This is a genomic window from Mesorhizobium sp. M0621, from assembly GCF_040320745.1.
Classification (GTDB): Bacteria; Pseudomonadota; Alphaproteobacteria; order Rhizobiales; family Rhizobiaceae; genus Mesorhizobium.
Window position 1 is genome coordinate 14,655 of record NZ_JAMYQF010000065.1, and the last position, 18,243, is coordinate 32,897.

Annotated in this window: 18 protein-coding genes; 8 read left to right on the forward strand and 10 right to left on the reverse strand. The window is 63.0% G+C overall.

Going from position 1 to position 18,243, the window contains the following annotated elements; all coding sequences use genetic code 11:
* Window positions 1-46: 46 nt before the first annotated feature.
* The 10 genes from NKI38_RS29285 to NKI38_RS29330 all read right to left on the reverse strand — a co-directional run bounded on the left by NKI38_RS29285 (window position 47) and on the right by NKI38_RS29330 (window position 10,203).
* On the reverse strand, window positions 47-3,034 hold the full coding sequence (locus tag NKI38_RS29285; RefSeq protein WP_352663840.1) for a 2-oxoglutarate dehydrogenase E1 component: 2,988 nt from the start codon (window positions 3,032-3,034) through the stop codon (window positions 47-49).
* A gap of 131 nt (window positions 3,035-3,165) precedes the next feature.
* Entirely contained in the window at window positions 3,166-4,068 is a 903-nt protein-coding gene (gene sucD, locus NKI38_RS29290) for a succinate--CoA ligase subunit alpha (RefSeq protein ID WP_352663842.1), read from the reverse strand.
* 27 nt (window positions 4,069-4,095) lie between these two features.
* Window positions 4,096-4,512, reverse strand: coding sequence for a PIN domain-containing protein (locus tag NKI38_RS29295; protein ID WP_352663844.1), 417 nt, complete (start codon window positions 4,510-4,512; stop codon window positions 4,096-4,098).
* Window positions 4,439-4,744: a hypothetical protein gene (locus tag NKI38_RS29300; protein ID WP_352663846.1), complete on the reverse strand. Its 306-nt coding sequence runs from the start codon at window positions 4,742-4,744 to the stop codon at window positions 4,439-4,441. The genes NKI38_RS29295 and NKI38_RS29300 overlap by 74 nt, the downstream gene beginning before the upstream one ends.
* Window positions 4,745-4,827: 83 nt before the next feature.
* Window positions 4,828-5,325 carry a DUF1579 family protein gene (locus NKI38_RS29305; protein WP_352663848.1) on the reverse strand — a complete coding sequence of 166 codons (498 nt, stop codon included), beginning with the start codon at window positions 5,323-5,325 and terminating at the stop codon, window positions 4,828-4,830.
* 3 nt (window positions 5,326-5,328) lie between these two features.
* Window positions 5,329-5,700 carry a cupin domain-containing protein gene (locus tag NKI38_RS29310; RefSeq protein ID WP_352630762.1) on the reverse strand — a complete coding sequence of 124 codons (372 nt, stop codon included), beginning with the start codon at window positions 5,698-5,700 and terminating at the stop codon, window positions 5,329-5,331.
* A 4-nt stretch (window positions 5,701-5,704) separates the two neighbouring features.
* Window positions 5,705-6,898, reverse strand: a complete 1,194-nt coding sequence (gene sucC, locus NKI38_RS29315; RefSeq protein ID WP_352630759.1) for an ADP-forming succinate--CoA ligase subunit beta — start codon at window positions 6,896-6,898, stop codon at window positions 5,705-5,707.
* A gap of 16 nt (window positions 6,899-6,914) precedes the next feature.
* Window positions 6,915-7,883: a malate dehydrogenase gene (mdh, locus tag NKI38_RS29320; protein ID WP_352663850.1), complete on the reverse strand. Its 969-nt coding sequence runs from the start codon at window positions 7,881-7,883 to the stop codon at window positions 6,915-6,917.
* 490 nt (window positions 7,884-8,373) lie between these two features.
* Entirely contained in the window at window positions 8,374-9,573 is a 1,200-nt protein-coding gene (zapE, locus tag NKI38_RS29325) for a cell division protein ZapE (protein WP_352663852.1), read from the reverse strand.
* A gap of 90 nt (window positions 9,574-9,663) precedes the next feature.
* Window positions 9,664-10,203 (reverse strand): protease inhibitor Inh/omp19 family protein, encoded by a 540-nt coding sequence (locus tag NKI38_RS29330; protein ID WP_352630754.1) that lies wholly within the window; start codon window positions 10,201-10,203, stop codon window positions 9,664-9,666.
* Between the two features lie 275 nt (window positions 10,204-10,478).
* Here NKI38_RS29330 and NKI38_RS29335 point away from each other — a divergent pair, with 275 nt between their 5' ends.
* The 8 genes from NKI38_RS29335 (at window position 10,479) to NKI38_RS29370 (ending at window position 17,966) form a co-directional block, all read left to right on the forward strand.
* Window positions 10,479-11,483 carry an MBL fold metallo-hydrolase gene (locus NKI38_RS29335; protein WP_352663854.1) on the forward strand — a complete coding sequence of 335 codons (1,005 nt, stop codon included), beginning with the start codon at window positions 10,479-10,481 and terminating at the stop codon, window positions 11,481-11,483.
* Window positions 11,484-11,685: 202 nt separating this feature from the next.
* Window positions 11,686-11,847, forward strand: coding sequence for a DUF1328 domain-containing protein (locus NKI38_RS29340; RefSeq protein ID WP_352630749.1), 162 nt, complete (start codon window positions 11,686-11,688; stop codon window positions 11,845-11,847).
* 72 nt (window positions 11,848-11,919) lie between these two features.
* Window positions 11,920-12,804, forward strand: a complete 885-nt coding sequence (dapF, locus tag NKI38_RS29345; RefSeq protein ID WP_352663856.1) for a diaminopimelate epimerase — start codon at window positions 11,920-11,922, stop codon at window positions 12,802-12,804.
* A complete protein-coding gene (gene mtaB / locus NKI38_RS29350; protein ID WP_352663858.1) occupies window positions 12,804-14,117 on the forward strand; it encodes a tRNA (N(6)-L-threonylcarbamoyladenosine(37)-C(2))-methylthiotransferase MtaB in 1,314 nt (437 codons plus the stop codon). The genes dapF and mtaB overlap by 1 nt, the downstream gene beginning before the upstream one ends.
* A 12-nt stretch (window positions 14,118-14,129) precedes the next feature.
* Window positions 14,130-16,049 carry a signal recognition particle-docking protein FtsY gene (gene ftsY / locus NKI38_RS29355; protein ID WP_352663860.1) on the forward strand — a complete coding sequence of 640 codons (1,920 nt, stop codon included), beginning with the start codon at window positions 14,130-14,132 and terminating at the stop codon, window positions 16,047-16,049.
* Between the two features lie 61 nt (window positions 16,050-16,110).
* The gene (locus NKI38_RS29360; protein WP_352630741.1) at window positions 16,111-16,767 is read left to right on the forward strand and encodes a septation protein A; all 657 of its coding nucleotides are present in this window, start codon (window positions 16,111-16,113) and stop codon (window positions 16,765-16,767) included.
* Between the two features lie 10 nt (window positions 16,768-16,777).
* A complete protein-coding gene (locus NKI38_RS29365) occupies window positions 16,778-17,398 on the forward strand; it encodes a pyridoxamine 5'-phosphate oxidase family protein (RefSeq protein WP_352663862.1) in 621 nt (206 codons plus the stop codon).
* A gap of 37 nt (window positions 17,399-17,435) precedes the next feature.
* The gene (locus NKI38_RS29370; protein ID WP_352663864.1) at window positions 17,436-17,966 is read left to right on the forward strand and encodes an NADPH-dependent FMN reductase; all 531 of its coding nucleotides are present in this window, start codon (window positions 17,436-17,438) and stop codon (window positions 17,964-17,966) included.
* Window positions 17,967-18,243: the final 277 nt, after the last annotated feature.

Genomic DNA, 18,243 nt, shown 5'->3' on the forward strand with positions numbered 1-18,243 from the left:
GGTTCTGTTTTGTCAGCCCAATTCTGCTCTATTGGGGCGCTCTGTTCTATTCACCAAGCGCGTCTTCGAGCAAGGCGGCGAGCTGGGCAAGGTGCTTGGACATCAACCCAGTCGCCGGCGAGGCGGCCGCCGGACGGCCGGTGTAGCGTACCCGCTGATGCTTGGCGTCGATATGCGCCAGTACCCATTCCAGATACGGGTCGATGAACGACCAGGCGCCCATGTTCTTGGGCTCCTCCTGGCACCACACCATCTCGGCATTGCGGAAGCGCGACAGTTCGGTGATCAGCGCCTTGGCCGGGAACGGATAGAGCTGTTCGACGCGCAGCAGATAGATGTCGTTGATGCCGCGCTTCTCGCGCTCCTCATAGAGGTCGTAATAGACCTTGCCCGAGCACAGTACGACGCGGCGGATCTTGGAATCCTTGGTGAGCTTGATCGCCTGGTTGGACAGCAGCTGGGCATCATCCCACAGCAGCCGGTGGAACGAGCTTTCGCCCGAGATTTCCGGCAGCGTCGACACCGCCCGCTTGTGGCGCAGCAGCGACTTCGGCGTCATCAGGATCAGCGGCTTGCGGAAGTCTCGCTTCAGCTGCCGGCGCAGGATGTGGAAGTAGTTGGCCGGCGTCGTGCAGTTGGCGACTTGCATATTGTCTTCGGCACAAAGCTGCAGGAAGCGTTCGAGCCGGGCCGAGGAGTGTTCCGGACCCTGGCCTTCATAGCCATGCGGCAACAGGCAGACGAGGCCCGACATTCTGAGCCACTTGCGTTCGCCCGACGAGATGAACTGGTCGAACACCACCTGGGCACCGTTGGCGAAGTCGCCGAACTGCGCTTCCCACAATGTCAGCGCCTTCGGCTCGGCCAAGCTGTAGCCATATTCGAAGCCGAGCACCGCCTCTTCCGACAGCATCGAGTTGATGACTTCGTAGCCGGCCTGCGCTGCCGACAGATTGTTGAGCGGAATGTAGCGGGTCTCGTCGCGCTGGTCGTAGAGCACGGAATGGCGCTGCGAGAAGGTGCCGCGTTCGGAATCCTGTCCCGACAGGCGGATCGGATTGCCGTCGAGCAGGATGGCGCCGAAGGCCAGCGCCTCGGCCGTCGACCAGTCGATGCCTTCGCCGGATTCGATCGCCTGGCGGCGGTTCTCGAGGAAGCGGATGATCGTCTTGTGCGCTTCGAAATCCTTCGGCACCTCGGTCAGCTTCTTGCCGATTTCCTTCAGCGTCTTGACCGGCACGGCGGTCTTGCCACGCCGCTGTTCGTCCTGGTTGTCGGCCGTGCGCAGGCCCGACCAGGCGCCGTCGAGCCAGTCGGCCTTGTTGGGCTTGTAATGCTGGCCGACTTCCCACTCGGATTCCAGATGCGCCCGCCAGTCGGCCTTGAGCTGGTCGAGTTCGGCCTGGGTGATGTGGCCCTCGGCGATCAGCCGGTCGCCATAGATCTGCACCGTCGTCTTGTGGGTGCGGATGTTGCGATACATGATCGGCTGAGTGAAGGCTGGCTCGTCGCCCTCATTGTGGCCGAAGCGGCGGTAGCAGAACATGTCCACCACAACAGGCTTGTGGAACTTCATGCGGAATTCGATCGCCACCTTGGTGGCATGTACCACGGCTTCCGGGTCGTCGCCATTGACGTGGAAGATCGGCGCCTCAATCATCTTGGCCACATCGGACGGATAGGGCGACGAGCGCGAGAAGCGCGGATTGGTGGTGAAGCCGATCTGGTTGTTGATGATGAAATGCAGCGTGCCGGCGACGCGGTGGCCACGCAGGCCGGACAGGCCGAGGATTTCGGCGATCACGCCCTGGCCGGCGAAGGCGGCGTCGCCGTGCAGCAAGAGCGGCAGCACCTTGGCGCGCTCTTCCAGCGGCACGATTTCCTCGCGGCTGCGGCCGAACAGATAATCCTGCTTGGCGCGCGCCTTGCCCATCACCACCGGATCGACGATTTCCAGATGCGAGGGGTTGGCGGTCAAGGACAGATGCACCTTGTTGCCATCGAACTCGCGGTCCGACGAGGCGCCGAGATGGTACTTGACGTCGCCCGAACCCTCGACTTCGTCGGGCGCGGCCGAGCCACCCTTGAACTCGTGGAAGATGGCGCGGTGCGGCTTGGCCATCACCTGGGACAGCACGTTCAGCCGGCCGCGATGCGCCATGCCGAGCACGATTTCCTTCATGCCGAGCTGGCCGCCGCGCTTGATGATCTGCTCCAGCGCCGGGATCAACGCTTCACTGCCATCGAGGCCGAAACGCTTGGTGCCCTTGTACTTGACGTCGATGAACTGTTCGAAACCTTCGGATTCGACCAGCTTCTGCAGGATCGCCTTCTTGCCGGTGGCGGTGAAGGAGATCTCCTTGTCAGCGCCCTCGATGCGCGCCTGGATCCAGGCCTTTTCCTCGGGATCGGAAATATGCATGAACTCGACGCCCAGCGTCGAGCAATAGGTGCGGGTGAGGATTTCCAGCATTTGCCGGATGCTGCCGAATTCAAGCCCGAGCACATTGTCGAGGAAGATCGGTCGGTCATAATCGGCTTCGGTGAAACCGTAATTTTCTGGCGACAGTTCGTTGTAGTCCTCAAGCGGCTTGGCGATGCCGAGCGGGTCGAGATTGGCATGCAGATGGCCGCGCATGCGGTAGGCGCGGATCATCATGATGGCGCGCACGGAATCGCGTGTCGCCTGGTGCACATCGGCGTCGGAAAGGACGACACCGTTGGTGACCGCCTTGTCCTTGACCTTCTTTTCGATCGCCTTCTCGACGATACCCCAATTGCCGTCGAGCGCCGACACCAGTTCGCCATTGGCCTGCAGCGGCCAGGAGGGCTTCGCCCATGAGGCGCCCTTGGCATTCTTGCGCACATCGCCGGCATCGTCCTTCAGCCCGGCGAAGAACTCCTGCCATTCGGGATTGACCGAGGCTGGATCGTCCTCATAGGCGGCATAGAGCGCGTCGATGTAATCGGCATTGCCGCCATAGAGGAAAGAGGTGAGCGAAAACTGGTCGTTGGCCTGATCTTGTCTTGCCATTTTTGTCCGCGGAGCCCGGCTCCGTCTCCTGTTTGAGCGAATAGGGAGTAGCGAATAGCGAGTAGGGATTGCCCCGTGGTCGCGCCGCTACTCTGTTTTCCCTATTCGCTATTCACTACTCGCTACTCGCTTTAACCCTTGATCGCCTCGACCAGGGTCGTGCCCAGCCTTGCCGGCGAGGGCGACACCTTTATTCCGGCCGATTCCATTGCCGCGATCTTGTCCTCGGCACCGCCCTTGCCGCCGGAGATGACCGCGCCCGCATGACCCATGGTGCGGCCGGCCGGCGCCGTGCGCCCGGCGATGAAGCCGGCCATCGGCTTCTTGCGGCCACGCTTGGCTTCGTCCTTGAGGAACTGCGCGGCGTCTTCCTCGGCCGAACCGCCGATCTCGCCGATCATGATGATCGACTTGGTCTCGTCGTCGGCGAGGAACATCTCGAGCACGTCGATGAACTCGGTGCCCTTGACGGGGTCGCCGCCAATGCCGACGGCGGTGGTCTGGCCGAGGCCGACATTGGTGGTCTGGAACACAGCCTCATAGGTAAGCGTTCCCGAGCGCGAAACAACGCCGACCGAGCCCTTGCGGAAGATGTTTCCGGGCATGATGCCGATCTTGCATTCGTTAGGCGTGAGCACACCCGGGCAGTTCGGGCCGATCAGCCGCGAGGTCGAGCGGTCGAGCCGCGCTTTGACCCTGATCATGTCCATCACCGGTATGCCTTCGGTGATGCAGATGATCAGTGGGATCTCGGCCTCGATCGCCTCCAGGATCGCCTCAGCCGCACCCGCCGGCGGCACATAGACAACGGAGGCATTGGCGCCGGTCTTTTCCTTGCCCTCGGCGACGGTGGCAAAGATCGGCAGGCTCTCGCCCTTGGAACCGGTCCAGGTCTCGCCGCCCTTCTTGGGATGGATGCCGCCGATCATTTTTGTGCCGTGATAGGCCAGCGCCTGTTCGGTGTGGAACGTGCCGGTCTTGCCGGTCAGGCCCTGCACCAGCACCTTGGTGTTCTTGTCGACGAGAATGGACATGGGTGATAACGCCTCTGGATTCAGCGATTACAAGAAAGGATTGACGGCTCGTACCGAGCCATAAACCTGGTTGTGGTTGAGATCCTCGGTGTAGAAAATCGGCGCACCGAGATACCCGGCCGCGGCGAGAAGTGCGGCGTCGTAGTAGTGAATTCCATAACGGCGCGCGAGGTCCAGCCCAGAGCGGACGTAGCTTTCGTCGACGGGTACCAAAGGACAGGTCCCGAGGAGAACCAGCCACTGGTCGAGCAGGTCATCGCCCAGAAGGGATTTCGCTCGCGACACTGCGGCGAATTCGGCCAAAGTTTGCCCCGACACGCCAAAGATGGTGCTCGATACCAGTTCTGCGGCGATCGGCGCGCGGCGTGGATCACGATTCTTCTCCGAAGCCGCGTAGATCAGGACGTTCGTGTCGAGAAAGCAATCGATCCTCCCGGTCGGCATAGGCGTCCCTTCGATCCCACTTGTAAGGGGTGTCGGCGCTGTCGCCCCGTCTCGCGGCCTCGTCCATGAGTCGCTTCATTCCCGCCTTGGCCCAGGCCATCCGGTCTTCCTGCTCGACTTCATGCGCAAGCAGTGAACGAATGAGGGCGTTGAGCGTGGTGTTGCGACGTCCGGCAAGGCCTCGCGCCTTTTCGAGCAGAGCGTCGTCCATGGCTAGGGTGACATTCTTCATCGCTTGTCTCCACATAAATACACAGCCAATATATGTGTGATTATGTGTATTTTTTCAACCGCCATGCCCACGATCTGCATCGCTCAGCCTTCCCCTAACTCGGAAGGCGAGACGCGCCGGTAAACGCCGCTCACCATGTCCTGCCAGGCATCGCTGCCGGCAGGTTTGAACTGCAATCGCATGCGGTAGACGTCGGCACCGTCGAAAACATACGTCACGCGCGCGACGCCGCGCGGCGACGACCGCTCCAGAGTGAGTTCGTTGCTGTTCCACGTGCCCGTGGCCGGCGCCGCCGGCACGAAGCCCATCGAGTCGAACTGATGCATGGTGGCGATGCTGTTTTGCTGGTCGAAGCCAAACACGCTGTGCGCGCCGAACGAGACCGTGCCGTCGCGACGCTGGCGATAGCGCTGCACCACGAACAGCCCGCCGAACTGTGCCTCAGCCAGCACTTCGGAAGTCGCCGTGCCGGCATCGGTCCATTGGGTTGCCGCCACCTCTTCCTCACCACGCCACGCGCCGACCAGCGCCTGCAGGCGCTGGTGATCGGCCGAGAGCGAGGAGAAGGCGGCTGCGTTCATGGGTCAGAGCCGCTTCAGATCGGCGACTGTGAGGTCGCTCTTGGCGTTGCCGGTGTTGAGCGTCGTCGCCGGCTCGAACATCAGCACGACAGGTTCTTCGCTGAGCGAGCGCGGCCGATGCTCGACGGCGCGCGGCACAACGATGAACTCGCCGCTGGAGAGTTCCACCGTGCCGTCGCGAAAATCGATGGCGATGCGCCCGCGCAGCACGAGGAAGGCTTCGTCCTCATTGTCATGCGCGTGCCAGTCGAAGACATCGCCGAACTTGGCGATCTTGACCTGGGCATCGTTGACGTCGCCGGCGATATGCGGATCGAAGACCTTTTTGATCTTTTGATCCGCCGCCTCGACCAGGTTTATCTTGTGCGGAGGCACCAGATCAGCCCTTCACCGCCGCCACGATCTTCTTGGCTGCATCGTCGAGGTCATCGGCAGACACCACGTTGAGGCCGCTGTCGTTGATGATCTTTTTGCCGAGTTCGGCATTGGTGCCTTCCAGGCGCACCACCAGCGGCACTTCCAGGCCGACTTCCTTGACCGCGGCAATGACGCCCTCGGCAATGATGTCGCACTTCATGATGCCGCCGAAGATGTTGATCAGGATACCCTTGACCGCCGGATCCTTGGTGATGATCTTGAACGCCGCCGTCACCTTCTCCTTCGACGCGCCGCCGCCGACATCGAGGAAGTTGGCAGGTTCGGCGCCATAGAGCTTGATGATGTCCATCGTCGCCATGGCAAGGCCGGCGCCGTTGACCATGCAGCCGATATTGCCGTCCAGCGCGACATAGGCGAGGTCGTATTTCGACGCCTCGATCTCCTTCTCGTCCTCTTCGGTGGTGTCGCGCAGTTCGAGAACGTCCGGGTGGCGGAACAGCGCGTTGTTGTCGAACGACACCTTTGCGTCGAGCACGCGCAGCCGGCCGTTCTTCATGACGATCAGCGGATTGACCTCGAGCAGGCTCATGTCCTTCTCGACAAAGGCCTTGTAGAGGATCGGGAACAGCGTATCGCCGTCCTTGGCCGCGTCGCCGTCGAGCTTCAGCGCACCGTTGAGCGCCTTCAGATCGGCCGATGTGACGCCCTTTTCCGGATCGATGGCGACAGTGATGATCTTTTCCGGCGTGTCGTGGGCGACCGCCTCGATGTCCATGCCGCCTTCGGTCGAGACGACGAAAGCAACGCGGCCGACCGAGCGGTCGACGAGGATCGACAGATAAAGCTCGCGTTCGATGTCGGCGCCGTCCTCGATGTAGAGGCGGTTGACCTGCTTGCCGGCCGGGCCGGTCTGCTTGGTCACCAGCGTGTGCCCGAGCATCTCATTGGCGTTGGCGACGACGTCGGCCACCGACTTGGCCAGCCGCACACCGCCCTTGGCGTCCGGGCCAAGCTCCTTGAATTTGCCCTTGCCGCGGCCGCCGGCATGGATCTGGCTCTTCACCACATAGAGGGGACCCGGCAGCGCCTTGGCTGCGGCTTCCGCCTCGCTCGCCTTGAACACCGGCACGCCTTCGGCCACCGGCGCCCCGAAAGACTTCAGCAGCGCCTTGCCCTGATACTCATGGATGTTCATCTGGATTCTCTCCGGGTTACTTGGCGGCGAGTTGCGGGGCGATCTTGACGCAGGCCTCGGTCAGGCCCTGCACCGTCGCCACCGAACTGTCGAACATCTTCTGCTCGCTCTTGTTGAGCTCGATCTCGATGATGCGCTCGACGCCGCCGGCGCCGATCACCACGGGAACGCCGACATAGGTGTTCTTGACGCCATACTGGCCGGAGAGATACGCGGCGCATGGCAGCACGCGCTTCTTGTCCTTGAGATAGGCTTCGGCCATCGAGATCGCCGAGGCGGCCGGCGCGTAATAGGCCGAGCCGGTCTTGAGCAGACCGACGATCTCGGCGCCGCCGTCGCGGGTGCGCTGCACGATCTGGTCGAGCCTCTCCTTCGAGGTCCAGCCCATCTTGACGAGATCAGGCAGCGGAATGCCGGAAACCGTCGAATATCGGATCATCGGCACCATGGAATCGCCGTGGCCGCCAAGCACGAAGGCGGTGACGTCCTCGACCGAGACCTTGAATTCGTCGGCCAGGAAATAGCGGAAGCGCGCGCTGTCGAGCACGCCGGCCATGCCGACGACATGGCTCTTCGGCAGGCCGGAGAACTTCTGCAGCGCCCAGACCATCGCGTCGAGCGGGTTGGTGATGCAGATGACGAAGGCTTTCGGTGCGTACTTCTTCAGCCCGGCGCCGACCTGTTCCATGACCTTGAGGTTGATGCCCAAAAGATCGTCGCGGCTCATGCCCGGCTTGCGCGGCACGCCGGCGGTGACGATGCAGACATCGGCACCCTCGATGCCGGCATAGTCGTTGACGCCGGTGAGGCGGCTGTCGAAGCCATCGACCGGCGACGACTGCGCGATATCGAGCCCCTTGCCTTGCGGGATACCCTCGGCAATATCGAACAGCACCACGTCGCCGAGGTCCTTGAGGCCGATCATGTGGGCGAGCGTGCCGCCAATCATGCCAGAGCCGATGAGCGCTATCTTGTTGCGTGCCATGTGAGGAGATTTTCCCTTTGTCTGTGACGACGCCCAAATCTCAGACGACTTGGTTGACGAAGTCGAGGAAGAGGCCGGAATGCTGCGGGGACCCGCGAGATTTCGCCGCATCCAGTAGCCCCGGTGGAAAATATATTCAATCGATTATTTTCGAGTGAATAATTTCAATCGGTTAGAAACATTGGGGTTTACGTAAACGTCAAAGTTCGTAAGCCGACTTCGGAGGTTTACACAATGAATATGGAAATCAGAAGGCTGTTTCCAGGCTATGACGCCCTTGTGATGCGGGTGGCAGAGGATGTGTTTGTCCTGCCGGACATCTCCCGCAAGGAGGGAGATCGGCAGCTTCGTCGCTTCGCCACCCTCTTGCGTCGTTGGAGATTGGCGAAAGCCGGCGAGACATCGATCTCCCCACTTGCGGGGGAGATGTCCGGCAGGACAGAGGGGGGTGTGAAGGAACGCTACAGATCCGCCTTCTGGGGTTCCATCTCTATGCCTGCGCCTGCTGCGCTTCCGGCGTCGCCTTCACCTTCTGCCGTTCCGCCCAATCCTCCAGCCAGTCGCGGCTTTGCATCTCGATCAGGCGCGATGCCGTGCGCTCGAATTCGAAGACCTCGACGCCGCGTTTGGCCACATAAAGCTGCGGCGGCGGTGCTTCGGCGCTCACCACCAGCCGCACATGATGGTCATAGAGTGTGTCGATCAGAAGGATGAAGCGCTTGGCCTCGTTGCGTTTGCCTTCGCCGAGCACCGGGACGTGGTCGATGAAGATGGTCGAAAAGCGACCGGCGATCGCCAAGAAATCGCGCGCGCCGAGCGGCTTTTCACAGAGATCGCTGAAGGAGAACCGCGCCGCATCGCCCGCCGCACGCGGCACGGCCACTTGCCGGCCTTTGAGGGTCAACGAGATCTGGGCCTCCGGCACGCCACGTGTCATGGCTTGCCAGGCTTCGTCGAGTATCTGGTCGGCTGCCGCATCGACCGGCGTGACATAGACCGGCGTGCGGACGAGCTTTTCCAGCCGATAGTCCTTGTCGGCGTCGAGCGAGAGCACCTGTGCATGCCGCTGCAGAATGCCGATGAAAGGCAGGAAAAGCTGGCGGTTCAGCCCGTCGCTGTAAAGATCTTCCGGCGCCACGTTCGAGGTGGCGACCAGCACCACGCCGCTGGCAAACAGCGCCGAAAACAGCCGCGACAGGATCATCGCGTCGGCAATGTCGGTAACCGAGAACTCGTCGAAGCACAGCACCCAGGCCTGCTCGGCAAGCGCCTTGGCCACGGGCGGGATCGGATCGTCTTCCCTTACGTCGCCATTCTTGCGCGCCTGCCGGTGCTTCTGGATGCGATCCTGCACATCGGCCATGAAGTCGTTGAAATGGACGCGGCGCTTGCGTCGCACCGGCAGCAGGTCGAAGAACATGTCCATCAGCATGGTCTTGCCGCGGCCGACGCCGCCATGGATGTAGAGGCCTTTGACGGCCTCATGCGTCTCGCGCCTGCGGGCAAACAGCCAGCCCAGGGCACTGGACTTTTGTGCCAGCCGCTTCGCCGAAATCTCGTCGGTCAGCCGGTCGAGCGCGGCAGCGATCCGCTCCTGCGCCGGATCGCGGCCGATCGCACCGGTTTCCACCAGATGGTCGTAGCGCTGCCTGACGGTCACATGGGTCTGGAGGCCGTCACGCAGATGCATCGGTCACGTCGTTCCGGAGCAATTCCAGGAAAGTGTGTGGCGGTTTCCGTTCGGAATTGCGTAGAGCCAAAAAATAAGAGGATACCAAGCTTATCTTGTAAGCGAAATCGGCTGGCCGTTGGACGTCTGGCCGTCGAATTTCGAGCCGCCCGAGGAATAGAGCCGCGCCAGCGCGCCACCATTCTCGTCATAAAGCGTCAGTTGCTTGCCGGCGACGTTCCACGACTTGATGCCGTCGATCGGCGCCGGGCAATGCAGCGGCCCGGCGCGGAAGCCGGCGCCGAACTTGGTCTGCGGCGTCGCCACCTTGCAGCTCTGGCCCGAAACGCTGGCGTTCCAGACACCGGCGACGCTGGCGGCGTTGAGGTCCGAGGCTCCGGCGGGCGCCGTACCGTCCGGCGGCAGCGAGGCAACCTGCGTATTCGCCGGCGCGGTCGGGAATTGCGACGGGTCCGTGGTTCCGGGCGACGCCGGCGGCGGCAGCTGGTTCGCGGTCACCTTGCCGGCGGGCGCGGCCTCCAGCGGTGCCGGCTGCTGGTCATCCATCGACGAGAAGCGTGAGGTCGAACAGCCGCTCGCAACGAGCGCGGCCAGCGATACGGCCACCAGACCGGTTTTCGAAAAAGTCATTCCAACCTCCGTCGGATCCGGCTGGGGGGAAGCCGTCCGCACAATCTCACCCCCACCAAGATGGAGAAGGTGGCGAAATTTCAACCCGATATGGTTAAAATACGGTTTGCGGCAAGATTTGTTGCAAATTTATCGCAATCGCGATGAGCATGGGCCGCTTGTCGCGCGTCGCCCTGAGATTGACACCGTACCGCCCTGGCATTCGGCGGTCAAATGCTTGCGCAGGCAGGCATAGCGCCTATGTCAGGGAGACGAAACCTGCTGGAGCCGCAAAATTGGCCGCGAGAAAGAGAGCCGCCAATCGCTATTACAGCGGCCCGCCCAGCGATCATTTCGACGGCACCCTGTTCTTCAATCCCGGCGGCCAGCTGCCCGGCCGTTTCGCCGACCTGCTGAAATGGCAGTTGAATGGCAAGCGCTCGAAATGGCCGGCGGCGAATCCAAGCCCCTTTCCACAGGCAAAGCCGTCCGCGAAGGTCGAAGGCGCCGCGCTTGATGTGACGATGGTCGGCCATTCCACCTTGCTGGTTCAGACGGCCGGCCTGAACATCCTCACCGACCCGGTCTGGTCGCAGCGCGCGTCACCGCTTTCCTTCGCCGGACCAAAACGCATCAATCCGCCAGGCATCGCCTTCGCCGACCTGCCACCGATCGACCTCGTCCTGGTCAGCCACAACCATTATGACCATCTCGACCTCGCCACGCTGAAGCGGCTGAAAGCCAGTCACGACCCGCTGGTGCTCACCCCGCTCGGCAACGATGCCGTCATCGGCGATGCTATCCCCGGCATGCGGCTGTCGGCGCATGATTGGGGCGATAGGGTCGAGGTCGGCAACGGCGTCGCGGTCCATGTCGAGCCGGTGCACCACTGGTCGGCGCGTGGCGCCCGCGACCGGCGCATGGCGCTGTGGGCCGGCTTCGTCATCGAAACGCCTGATAGCAAGCTCTATTTCGCCGGGGACACCGGCTTCCATGATGGCATCAACTACCGGCTGATGGCTGAGAAACATGGTGGCTTCCGCTTCGCCATCCTGCCGATCGGCGCCTATGAGCCGCGCTGGTTCATGGCGCCGCAGCACCAAAACCCTGGGGAGGCTGCGCAAGGCATGACACTGTGCAACGCCGCCTATGCCGCCGGCTGCCATTGGGGCACCTTCCAACTCACCGACGAACCGATAGACGAGCCGGCACGAAAATTGACCGAGGCGCTCGAGGATCAAGGCATCCCACGAGAGCGCTTTCGCGCCTTGCGGCCCGGCGAAGTCTGGGCCGTGCCTTGAGCGGCAATGCTGCTCGCTATGGCCAACTCAACGTCGGCGGTTTCGCCCGAAGGAGTTCGAACAAGACGGCATCCTTCATCACCGATGTCGAGATCGCCGGCTGTTTCGCCGTGAATCTGGCCTCACAAGCCGACGGGAACCCAAGCGCGGCAGCCGCGTTTTTCATATGGTTTCAAAACGTGTCGGTTTGCGAGGCATTCCCATGCTCAAATGGATCATCATTTTGCTGATCATCGCCGCGGCGGCGAGCTTGCTCGGCATGCCGGCGCTGGCCGGTGCTGCCGCCACCGGTGCGCGCATCCTCATCGGCATCGTTCTGATCATCTTCCTGCTGATGGTACTGGGCATTTTCGCGGTGACGTAAAGCGGCTCTGCACTGGTAATTCCTGACCGTTTCCGCCATATAGCGCCAATCGGACACGGAATTTTCGGAGCAATGGCCAGCACTGCCCCTTTCGCCAAGATGAACGGCATTGGTAACGAGATCATCGTTGCCGACATGCGTAGCCGTGCCGATCGGGTGACGGCGACTGCGGCAATCGCGCTGAACGCCGATGCCGCGACAAGGTTCGACCAGATCATGGCGATCCACGACGCCAGGACGCCAGGGACCGCCTTTTTCGTCGACATATTGAATTCCGACGGAACCAGTGCGCAGGCCTGCGGTAATGGCATGCGCTGCGTCGTCCAGGCGCTCGCCGCCGAGACCGGCCAGAAGACCTTCACCTTCGAGACCGTTGCCGGCATCCTCAATGCGCGCGAACATGCCGACGGGTCGATCTCGGTCGACATGGGCACGCCGCGTTTCGGCTGGCAGGACATTCCGCTGGCCGAGGAATTCCACGACACCCGCATGATCGAACTGCAGATCGGCCCGATCGACGCGCCGGTGCTGCATTCGCCCTCGGTCGTCTCGATGGGCAACCCGCATGCCATCTTCTGGGTCGACCGCGACGTCTGGTCCTACGAGCTCGACCGCTTCGGCCCGCTGCTCGAGAACCACCCGATGTTCCCCGAGCGCGCCAACATCACCATCGCTCAGGTCACCTCGCCCGAGACCATGGTCATCCGCACTTGGGAGCGTGGCGCAGGCCTGACCAAGGCCTGCGGCTCGGCCTCCTGCGCCGCCGTGGTCGCAGCCGCCCGCACCAACCGGACCGGTCGCAGCGTCAGCCTGTTGACCCCCGGCGGCGGCACGCTGCATGTCGAATGGCGCGACGATGACCACGTCATCCTCACCGGCGCCGCCGAATGGGAATTTTCCGGCAGCTTCGATCCGTCGACCGGAACGTGGGCCCGCGACACCGAAAGCGCGGCCTGATGTCCGCTCTGTCCAAGAGCCCGGTGTCCAAGGGCATCGATGTGGTGACTTTTGGCTGCCGGCTGAACACCTATGAGTCCGAGGTGATGCGACGCGAGGCTGAAACCGCCGGCCTCGGCGCGCTGGAAGGCGGCGCCGTGATCTTCAACACCTGCGCTGTCACCGGCGAAGCGGTGCGCCAGGCCAAACAGGCGATCCGCAAGGCGCGCCGCGACAACCCGCAAGCCCGTATCATCGTCACCGGCTGCGCCGCGCAGACCGAGCCTGAAAAATTCGCGACCATGGACGAGGTCGATCTCGTGCTTGGCAATGAGGAGAAGCTGAAGGCGAACTCCTATCGCGCGCTGCCGGATTTCGGCGTCAACGACACCGAAAAGGCGCGCGTCAACGACATCTTTTCGGTGCGCGAAACCGCGGGCCACATGGTCGACGCCATCGAGGGCCGGGCACGCGCCTTCGTTCAGGTGCAGAACGGCTGCGACCACCGCTGCACCTTCTGCATCATCCCTTACGGCCGCGGCAATTCACGCTCGGTGCCGATGGGTGCCGTGGTCGAGCAGGTCAAGCGGCTCGCCGGAAACGGCTATGCCGAGATCGTGCTGACCGGTGTCGACATGACCAGTTTTGGCGCCGACCTGCCGGGCGCCCCGAAGCTCGGCAGGCTGGTAAAAACCATCCTCAAGCAGGTGCCCGACGTGAAGCGCCTGCGGCTGTCCTCGATCGATTCGATCGAAGCCGACGACGATCTGCTCGACGCCATCGCCACCGAGCCCAAGCTGATGCCGCATCTGCATCTGTCGCTGCAGTCGGGTGACGACATGATCCTGAAGCGCATGAAGCGCCGCCATCTGCGCGATCAGTCGATCCGCTTCTGCGAGGATGTTCGCAAGCTACGCCCCGGCATCGTCTTCGGCGCCGACATCATTGCCGGCTTCCCGACCGAAACCGACGCGATGTTCGAGAACTCGGAAAAAATCGTCGAGGAGTGTGGTCTGACCCATCTCCACGTCTTCCCGTTCAGTCCCCGCGAAGGCACGCCTGCCGCGCGCATGCCGCAGCTCCGCCGCGAATTGGTCAAGCAGCGCGCCGCCCGGCTGCGCGCCGCCGGTGAAGCCGCGTATATCAGGCATCTGTCGTCGCTGTCCGGAACCCGTCAGTCGATCCTGATCGAGCGCGACGGCCTCGGCCGCACCGAAGGGTTTACGCTTGCCGCACTCGGCACGGGCGTGCCGGGCGAGATCGTCGAGGCCGATATATCAGGCCATGACGGCGCCCGGCTGATCGCGACCCCCCTTGCCGCCCGCGCGGCCTGAGAAACGCAAAGCATGGCTGGTTTTTTCAAGAAGATATTTTCGTTCGGCAAGAAAGAGGTGGTCGAGGAGCGGATCGACGAGACCACCCCGCTGCCACCGATCAAATGGGAAGCGCTCGATACCCTGAAGCCGGCGGCCGAGCAGGTCGTTCCGGAGTTTCTGAAGCGCGACGAGCTGGAGCCCGAGGCGGAAACCGCGCCGACGCCGACAGTCGAGCCGGAGGTGGTTCCTGCGCCGGAACCGGCGCCGGAACAGCCAAAGCCCGAGCCGGCACCGACCATTCCGCCAGCACCGGAGCCGATAGTTCCGCCCGCGCCGGAACCCCTGACGGAGCCCGAGCCGGAAGAGGAACCCGCGCCTGAGACGCCTGCCGAGCCGCCGGCGCCCGAGGAAATACCAACGCCTCCCGCCGTTCCGGAGCCTGCTCCCAAACCGCAGCCGCAAGAGGTGCCGCCACCCGCGCCGACCGAGCCGGAGATCGTTCCGTCGCGCCCGGAAAAGCAACCCGAACCGGCCCCGGTCGAAGTGCCGGTCCCGCCGGTCGAGGTTCCACCGGCAAAGCCGGAGCCCGAAATTCCACCGGCGGAAATCCCAGCCCCCATTCAGCCTCCGCCGGTCGAAACGCAGCCGATCCTCGCCGAGATTGCACCGGAGCTTGAGGCCTCGCCGACGCCCCACCCTCCCCTCGATGGGGAGGGTCGACGCGAAGCGGCGGGGTGGGATGACAGCGCGGAGGCCGCTCACCGCCGAGCCGCGCTCGGGACCTCCCTCATCGAGGAGGTAGAGGGCACGCCGCCCGAAGCCCCGCCGCCCGAAGCTTCGCGGGCCGAAATCGCGCCTCCCATTCGCCAGCCTGCGCCGATCGAATCGCAGCCGGTCATTGCCGAGATCGCGCCCGAACCGCAGGCCGTCCCGCAACCTGCGCCAAAACCCGTTCCCGCTCCCGGCAAGGTGACCGTCAGCAAGAAGATCGAGCAGAAGGCCGAGCCGCAGAAGGTACCGGAGCCGGCGCCGAGGCGTTCATGGTTCCAGCGCATGAAGGACGGGCTTGCCCGATCGTCCAAGGAACTGACCGGCAACATTGCCGGCGTCTTCACCAAGCGCAAGCTGGATGAAGAGACGCTGCAGGACCTGGAGGATGTGCTGATCCGTGCCGATCTCGGCATGGAGACCGCCTTGCGCGTCACCGATGCACTGGCCGCCAGCCGCTACGGCAAGAATGTCTCCGACACCGAAGTACGCGCCATCATGGCGGCTGAAGTGGAAAAGGTGCTGACCCATGTCGCCATGCCGCTGGAGCTGGACCTGTCCCACAAGCCGCATGTCATCCTGGTCGTTGGCGTCAACGGCACCGGCAAGACCACGACCATCGGCAAGCTCGCAGCCAAGCTCACCGATGGCGGCCTGTCGGTGATGCTCGCCGCCGGCGACACGTTCCGCGCCGCCGCGATCGAACAGCTCAAGATCTGGGGCGAGCGGACGAAATCGCCGGTCATCGCCTCCAAGATCGGCGCCGATGCCGCAGGCTTGGCTTACGACGCTTTCGAACGAGCAAAAGAAGCCGGCTCCGACGTGCTGATCATCGACACCGCCGGCCGCCTGCAAAACAAGACCGAACTGATGGCGGAACTCGAAAAGATCGTCCGCGTGCTCGGCAAGCTCGATCCGGAAGCGCCACACACCGTTTTGCAAACGGTCGACGCCACCACCGGCCAGAACGCGCTCAACCAGGTCGAGATCTTCCGCAATGTCGCCGGCGTCAACGGCCTGGTGATGACCAAGCTGGACGGCACGGCACGCGGCGGTATTCTGGTGGCGATCGCGGCAAAGCACAAATTGCCGGTCTATTTCATCGGCGTCGGAGAACAGGTCGACGACCTCGAACCTTTTTCAGCAAGCGAATTCGCCAGGGCGATTGCTGGAGTAGCGTAGCAAGCATGTCCCAAAAAGTTGCAGACTTTTTGGATCAGATCATGCGTAAGAAAGAGATTCCATGAACCCACCCATTCTCGAACGCGACCCCTCCGACCCGCAAAAACAAAAGAAGGAAGGCGTCAATCCGCTGCTCAAGCTGGTGCTGGAGCTGGGGCCGTTGATGGTGTTCTTCTTCGCCAATGCGCGCGGCCAATGGCTGGTGCAGAAATTCCCTGCTCTGGCCGAGTTCGGCGGGCCGATCTTCGTCGCCACGGGCCTGTTCATGGCCGCCACGGCCATCGCGCTGATCGCCTCATGGCTGCTGATGCGCACCTTGCCGATCATGCCGATGGTGTCGGGCGTCGTCGTCTTCATCTTTGGCGCGCTGACGCTCTATCTGCAGGACGACATCTTCATCAAGATGAAGCCGACCATCGTCAACACGCTGTTCGGCGGCGTGCTGCTCGGCGGCCTTTATTTCGGCAAGTCGCTGCTCGGCTATGTCTTCGATTCGGCCTTCAGCCTGGACGCCGAAGGCTGGCGCAAGCTGACCTTCCGCTGGGGCCTGTTCTTCCTGTTCCTGGCTCTTGCCAATGAAGTGGTGTGGCGGAATTTTTCCACCGACGCCTGGGTTACCTTCAAGGTCTGGGGCATCATGCCGATCACGCTTCTGTTCACCTTCAGCCAGATGCCGCTGATCCTGCGCCATTCGCTCGAGGACAAGACCAGCAAATAGGGAGAGGGCGATGGAATTCGTCACCACGCGCGACGAACTGAGAACGATCTACAAGACGCCGCGGCCGACCGACGGCTCGATCCGCAAGGAATTGAAGGCGCTCGACGGCCATTGCCGCTCCTTCATCGGCAAGAGCCCATTCGTGCTGATCGGCTCATCCGACGGCGCCGGCAATGCCGACGTGACGCCGAAGGGCGACAAGCCTGGCTTCGCCGCCGTGCTCGACGACACCACCATCGCCATCCCCGACCGGCCCGGCAACAACCGGCTCGACACGCTGGAGAACATCCTCCTCAATCCTTCGGTCGGGCTGCTTTTCCTCATTCCCGGCATGAACGAGACACTGCGCGTCAACGGCGACGCCCGCATCACCGTCGACAGGGGCCTTCGCGATCGCCTTGCCATCGACGGCAAGGAACCGCAAAGCGTCGTCGTGGTCAGCGTCAAGGCCGCCTACATGCATTGCGCAAAAGCCTTCATGCGCTCGGATTTGTGGAAACCGGAAACTTGGTACGACCGCGCGACGCTGCCGACGCTCGGCCAGATCATGCGCGATCAGCTGGCGGTTGCCGATTCGGCCGAGGCGACCGACCGCTGGCTCGACGAGGAATACAAGAAGACGATGTGGTAGGTTTTTCGGACGACGATTCGTCCACCGGTTTCCTGCCTTGCTGAACATCCTCGCCATCTCCGGCAGCCTGCGGGCGGCCTCGACCAATTCGGCCCTGATCGCGGCACTTGCGCGCAATGCGCCGACCGGCTGTCGCATCGCCGTCTATGACGGGCTTGGCCGTCTGCCGATCTTCAATCCCGACGATGAGGGCGAGCGGACGCCGCTCGAAGCCACCGAACTGATCGACGCCGTCACCCGTGCCGACGGCGTTATCGTCTCCTGTCCCGAATATGCCCACGGCGTACCCGGCGGGCTGAAGAACGGGCTCGACTGGCTGGTATCGCGCGACGCCGCCGTCGCCAAGCCCGCCATGCTGGTGCACGCCTCGCCACGCTCGCTGTTTGCCCGCGCCGCCCTTGCCGAGATCATGCGCACCATGTCGTTCGCGCTTTGCGACGATATGCTGGAGATCGCCCTGCTCGGCAAGAAGCCGGCGGAGGTGGAGGCCGTCTTGGCCGAGCCGGAAAACCGGCAGGCTATGCGCAACGCCGTTTCAGGCTTCGCGGAGTTCATCCGCGCGCGTTGATGCCGAGCGGCGGCTGCCGATCAGAGCGAACGCGAAATGGGGTGCCGGCGATCCTTCGCGCCCCCTCTGTCCTGCCGGACATCTCCCCCACGAGGGGGAGATCGGCAGCTTCACCGCCCCGCCTGTCCTTCAACGTTGGAGATTGGCGAAAAGAGGAGATGACGGCCAATCTCCCTCCTTGTGCAGGACTGTCCGGGGAAAGTTATTCATATATGAAGGCCATCTGATTGAGGGAGGATCGGTCTCTTGGTCGGCTCGGATTGACCGGCGGCGGCTT

Excerpts from the sequence above, each read along its gene's own strand:
- mdh (WP_352663850.1), bottom strand. The coding sequence starts at position 7,883 with ATGGCACGCAACAAGATAGCGCTCATCGGCTCTGGCATGATTGGCGGC.
- NKI38_RS29285 (WP_352663840.1), bottom strand. The coding sequence starts at position 3,034 with ATGGCAAGACAAGATCAGGCCAACGACCAGTTTTCGCTCACCTCTTTC.
- NKI38_RS29295 (WP_352663844.1), bottom strand. The coding sequence starts at position 4,512 with ATGCCGACCGGGAGGATCGATTGCTTTCTCGACACGAACGTCCTGATC.
- sucC (WP_352630759.1), bottom strand. The coding sequence starts at position 6,898 with ATGAACATCCATGAGTATCAGGGCAAGGCGCTGCTGAAGTCTTTCGGG.
- NKI38_RS29300 (WP_352663846.1), bottom strand. The coding sequence starts at position 4,744 with ATGAAGAATGTCACCCTAGCCATGGACGACGCTCTGCTCGAAAAGGCG.
- NKI38_RS29305 (WP_352663848.1), bottom strand. The coding sequence starts at position 5,325 with ATGAACGCAGCCGCCTTCTCCTCGCTCTCGGCCGATCACCAGCGCCTG.
- ftsY (WP_352663860.1), top strand. The coding sequence starts at position 14,130 with ATGGCTGGTTTTTTCAAGAAGATATTTTCGTTCGGCAAGAAAGAGGTG.
- mtaB (WP_352663858.1), top strand. The coding sequence starts at position 12,804 with ATGTCCGCTCTGTCCAAGAGCCCGGTGTCCAAGGGCATCGATGTGGTG.
- NKI38_RS29360 (WP_352630741.1), top strand. The coding sequence starts at position 16,111 with ATGAACCCACCCATTCTCGAACGCGACCCCTCCGACCCGCAAAAACAA.
- NKI38_RS29340 (WP_352630749.1), top strand. The coding sequence starts at position 11,686 with ATGCTCAAATGGATCATCATTTTGCTGATCATCGCCGCGGCGGCGAGC.
- zapE (WP_352663852.1), bottom strand. The coding sequence starts at position 9,573 with ATGCATCTGCGTGACGGCCTCCAGACCCATGTGACCGTCAGGCAGCGC.
- NKI38_RS29365 (WP_352663862.1), top strand. The coding sequence starts at position 16,778 with ATGGAATTCGTCACCACGCGCGACGAACTGAGAACGATCTACAAGACG.
- dapF (WP_352663856.1), top strand. The coding sequence starts at position 11,920 with ATGGCCAGCACTGCCCCTTTCGCCAAGATGAACGGCATTGGTAACGAG.
- NKI38_RS29330 (WP_352630754.1), bottom strand. The coding sequence starts at position 10,203 with ATGACTTTTTCGAAAACCGGTCTGGTGGCCGTATCGCTGGCCGCGCTC.
- sucD (WP_352663842.1), bottom strand. The coding sequence starts at position 4,068 with ATGTCCATTCTCGTCGACAAGAACACCAAGGTGCTGGTGCAGGGCCTG.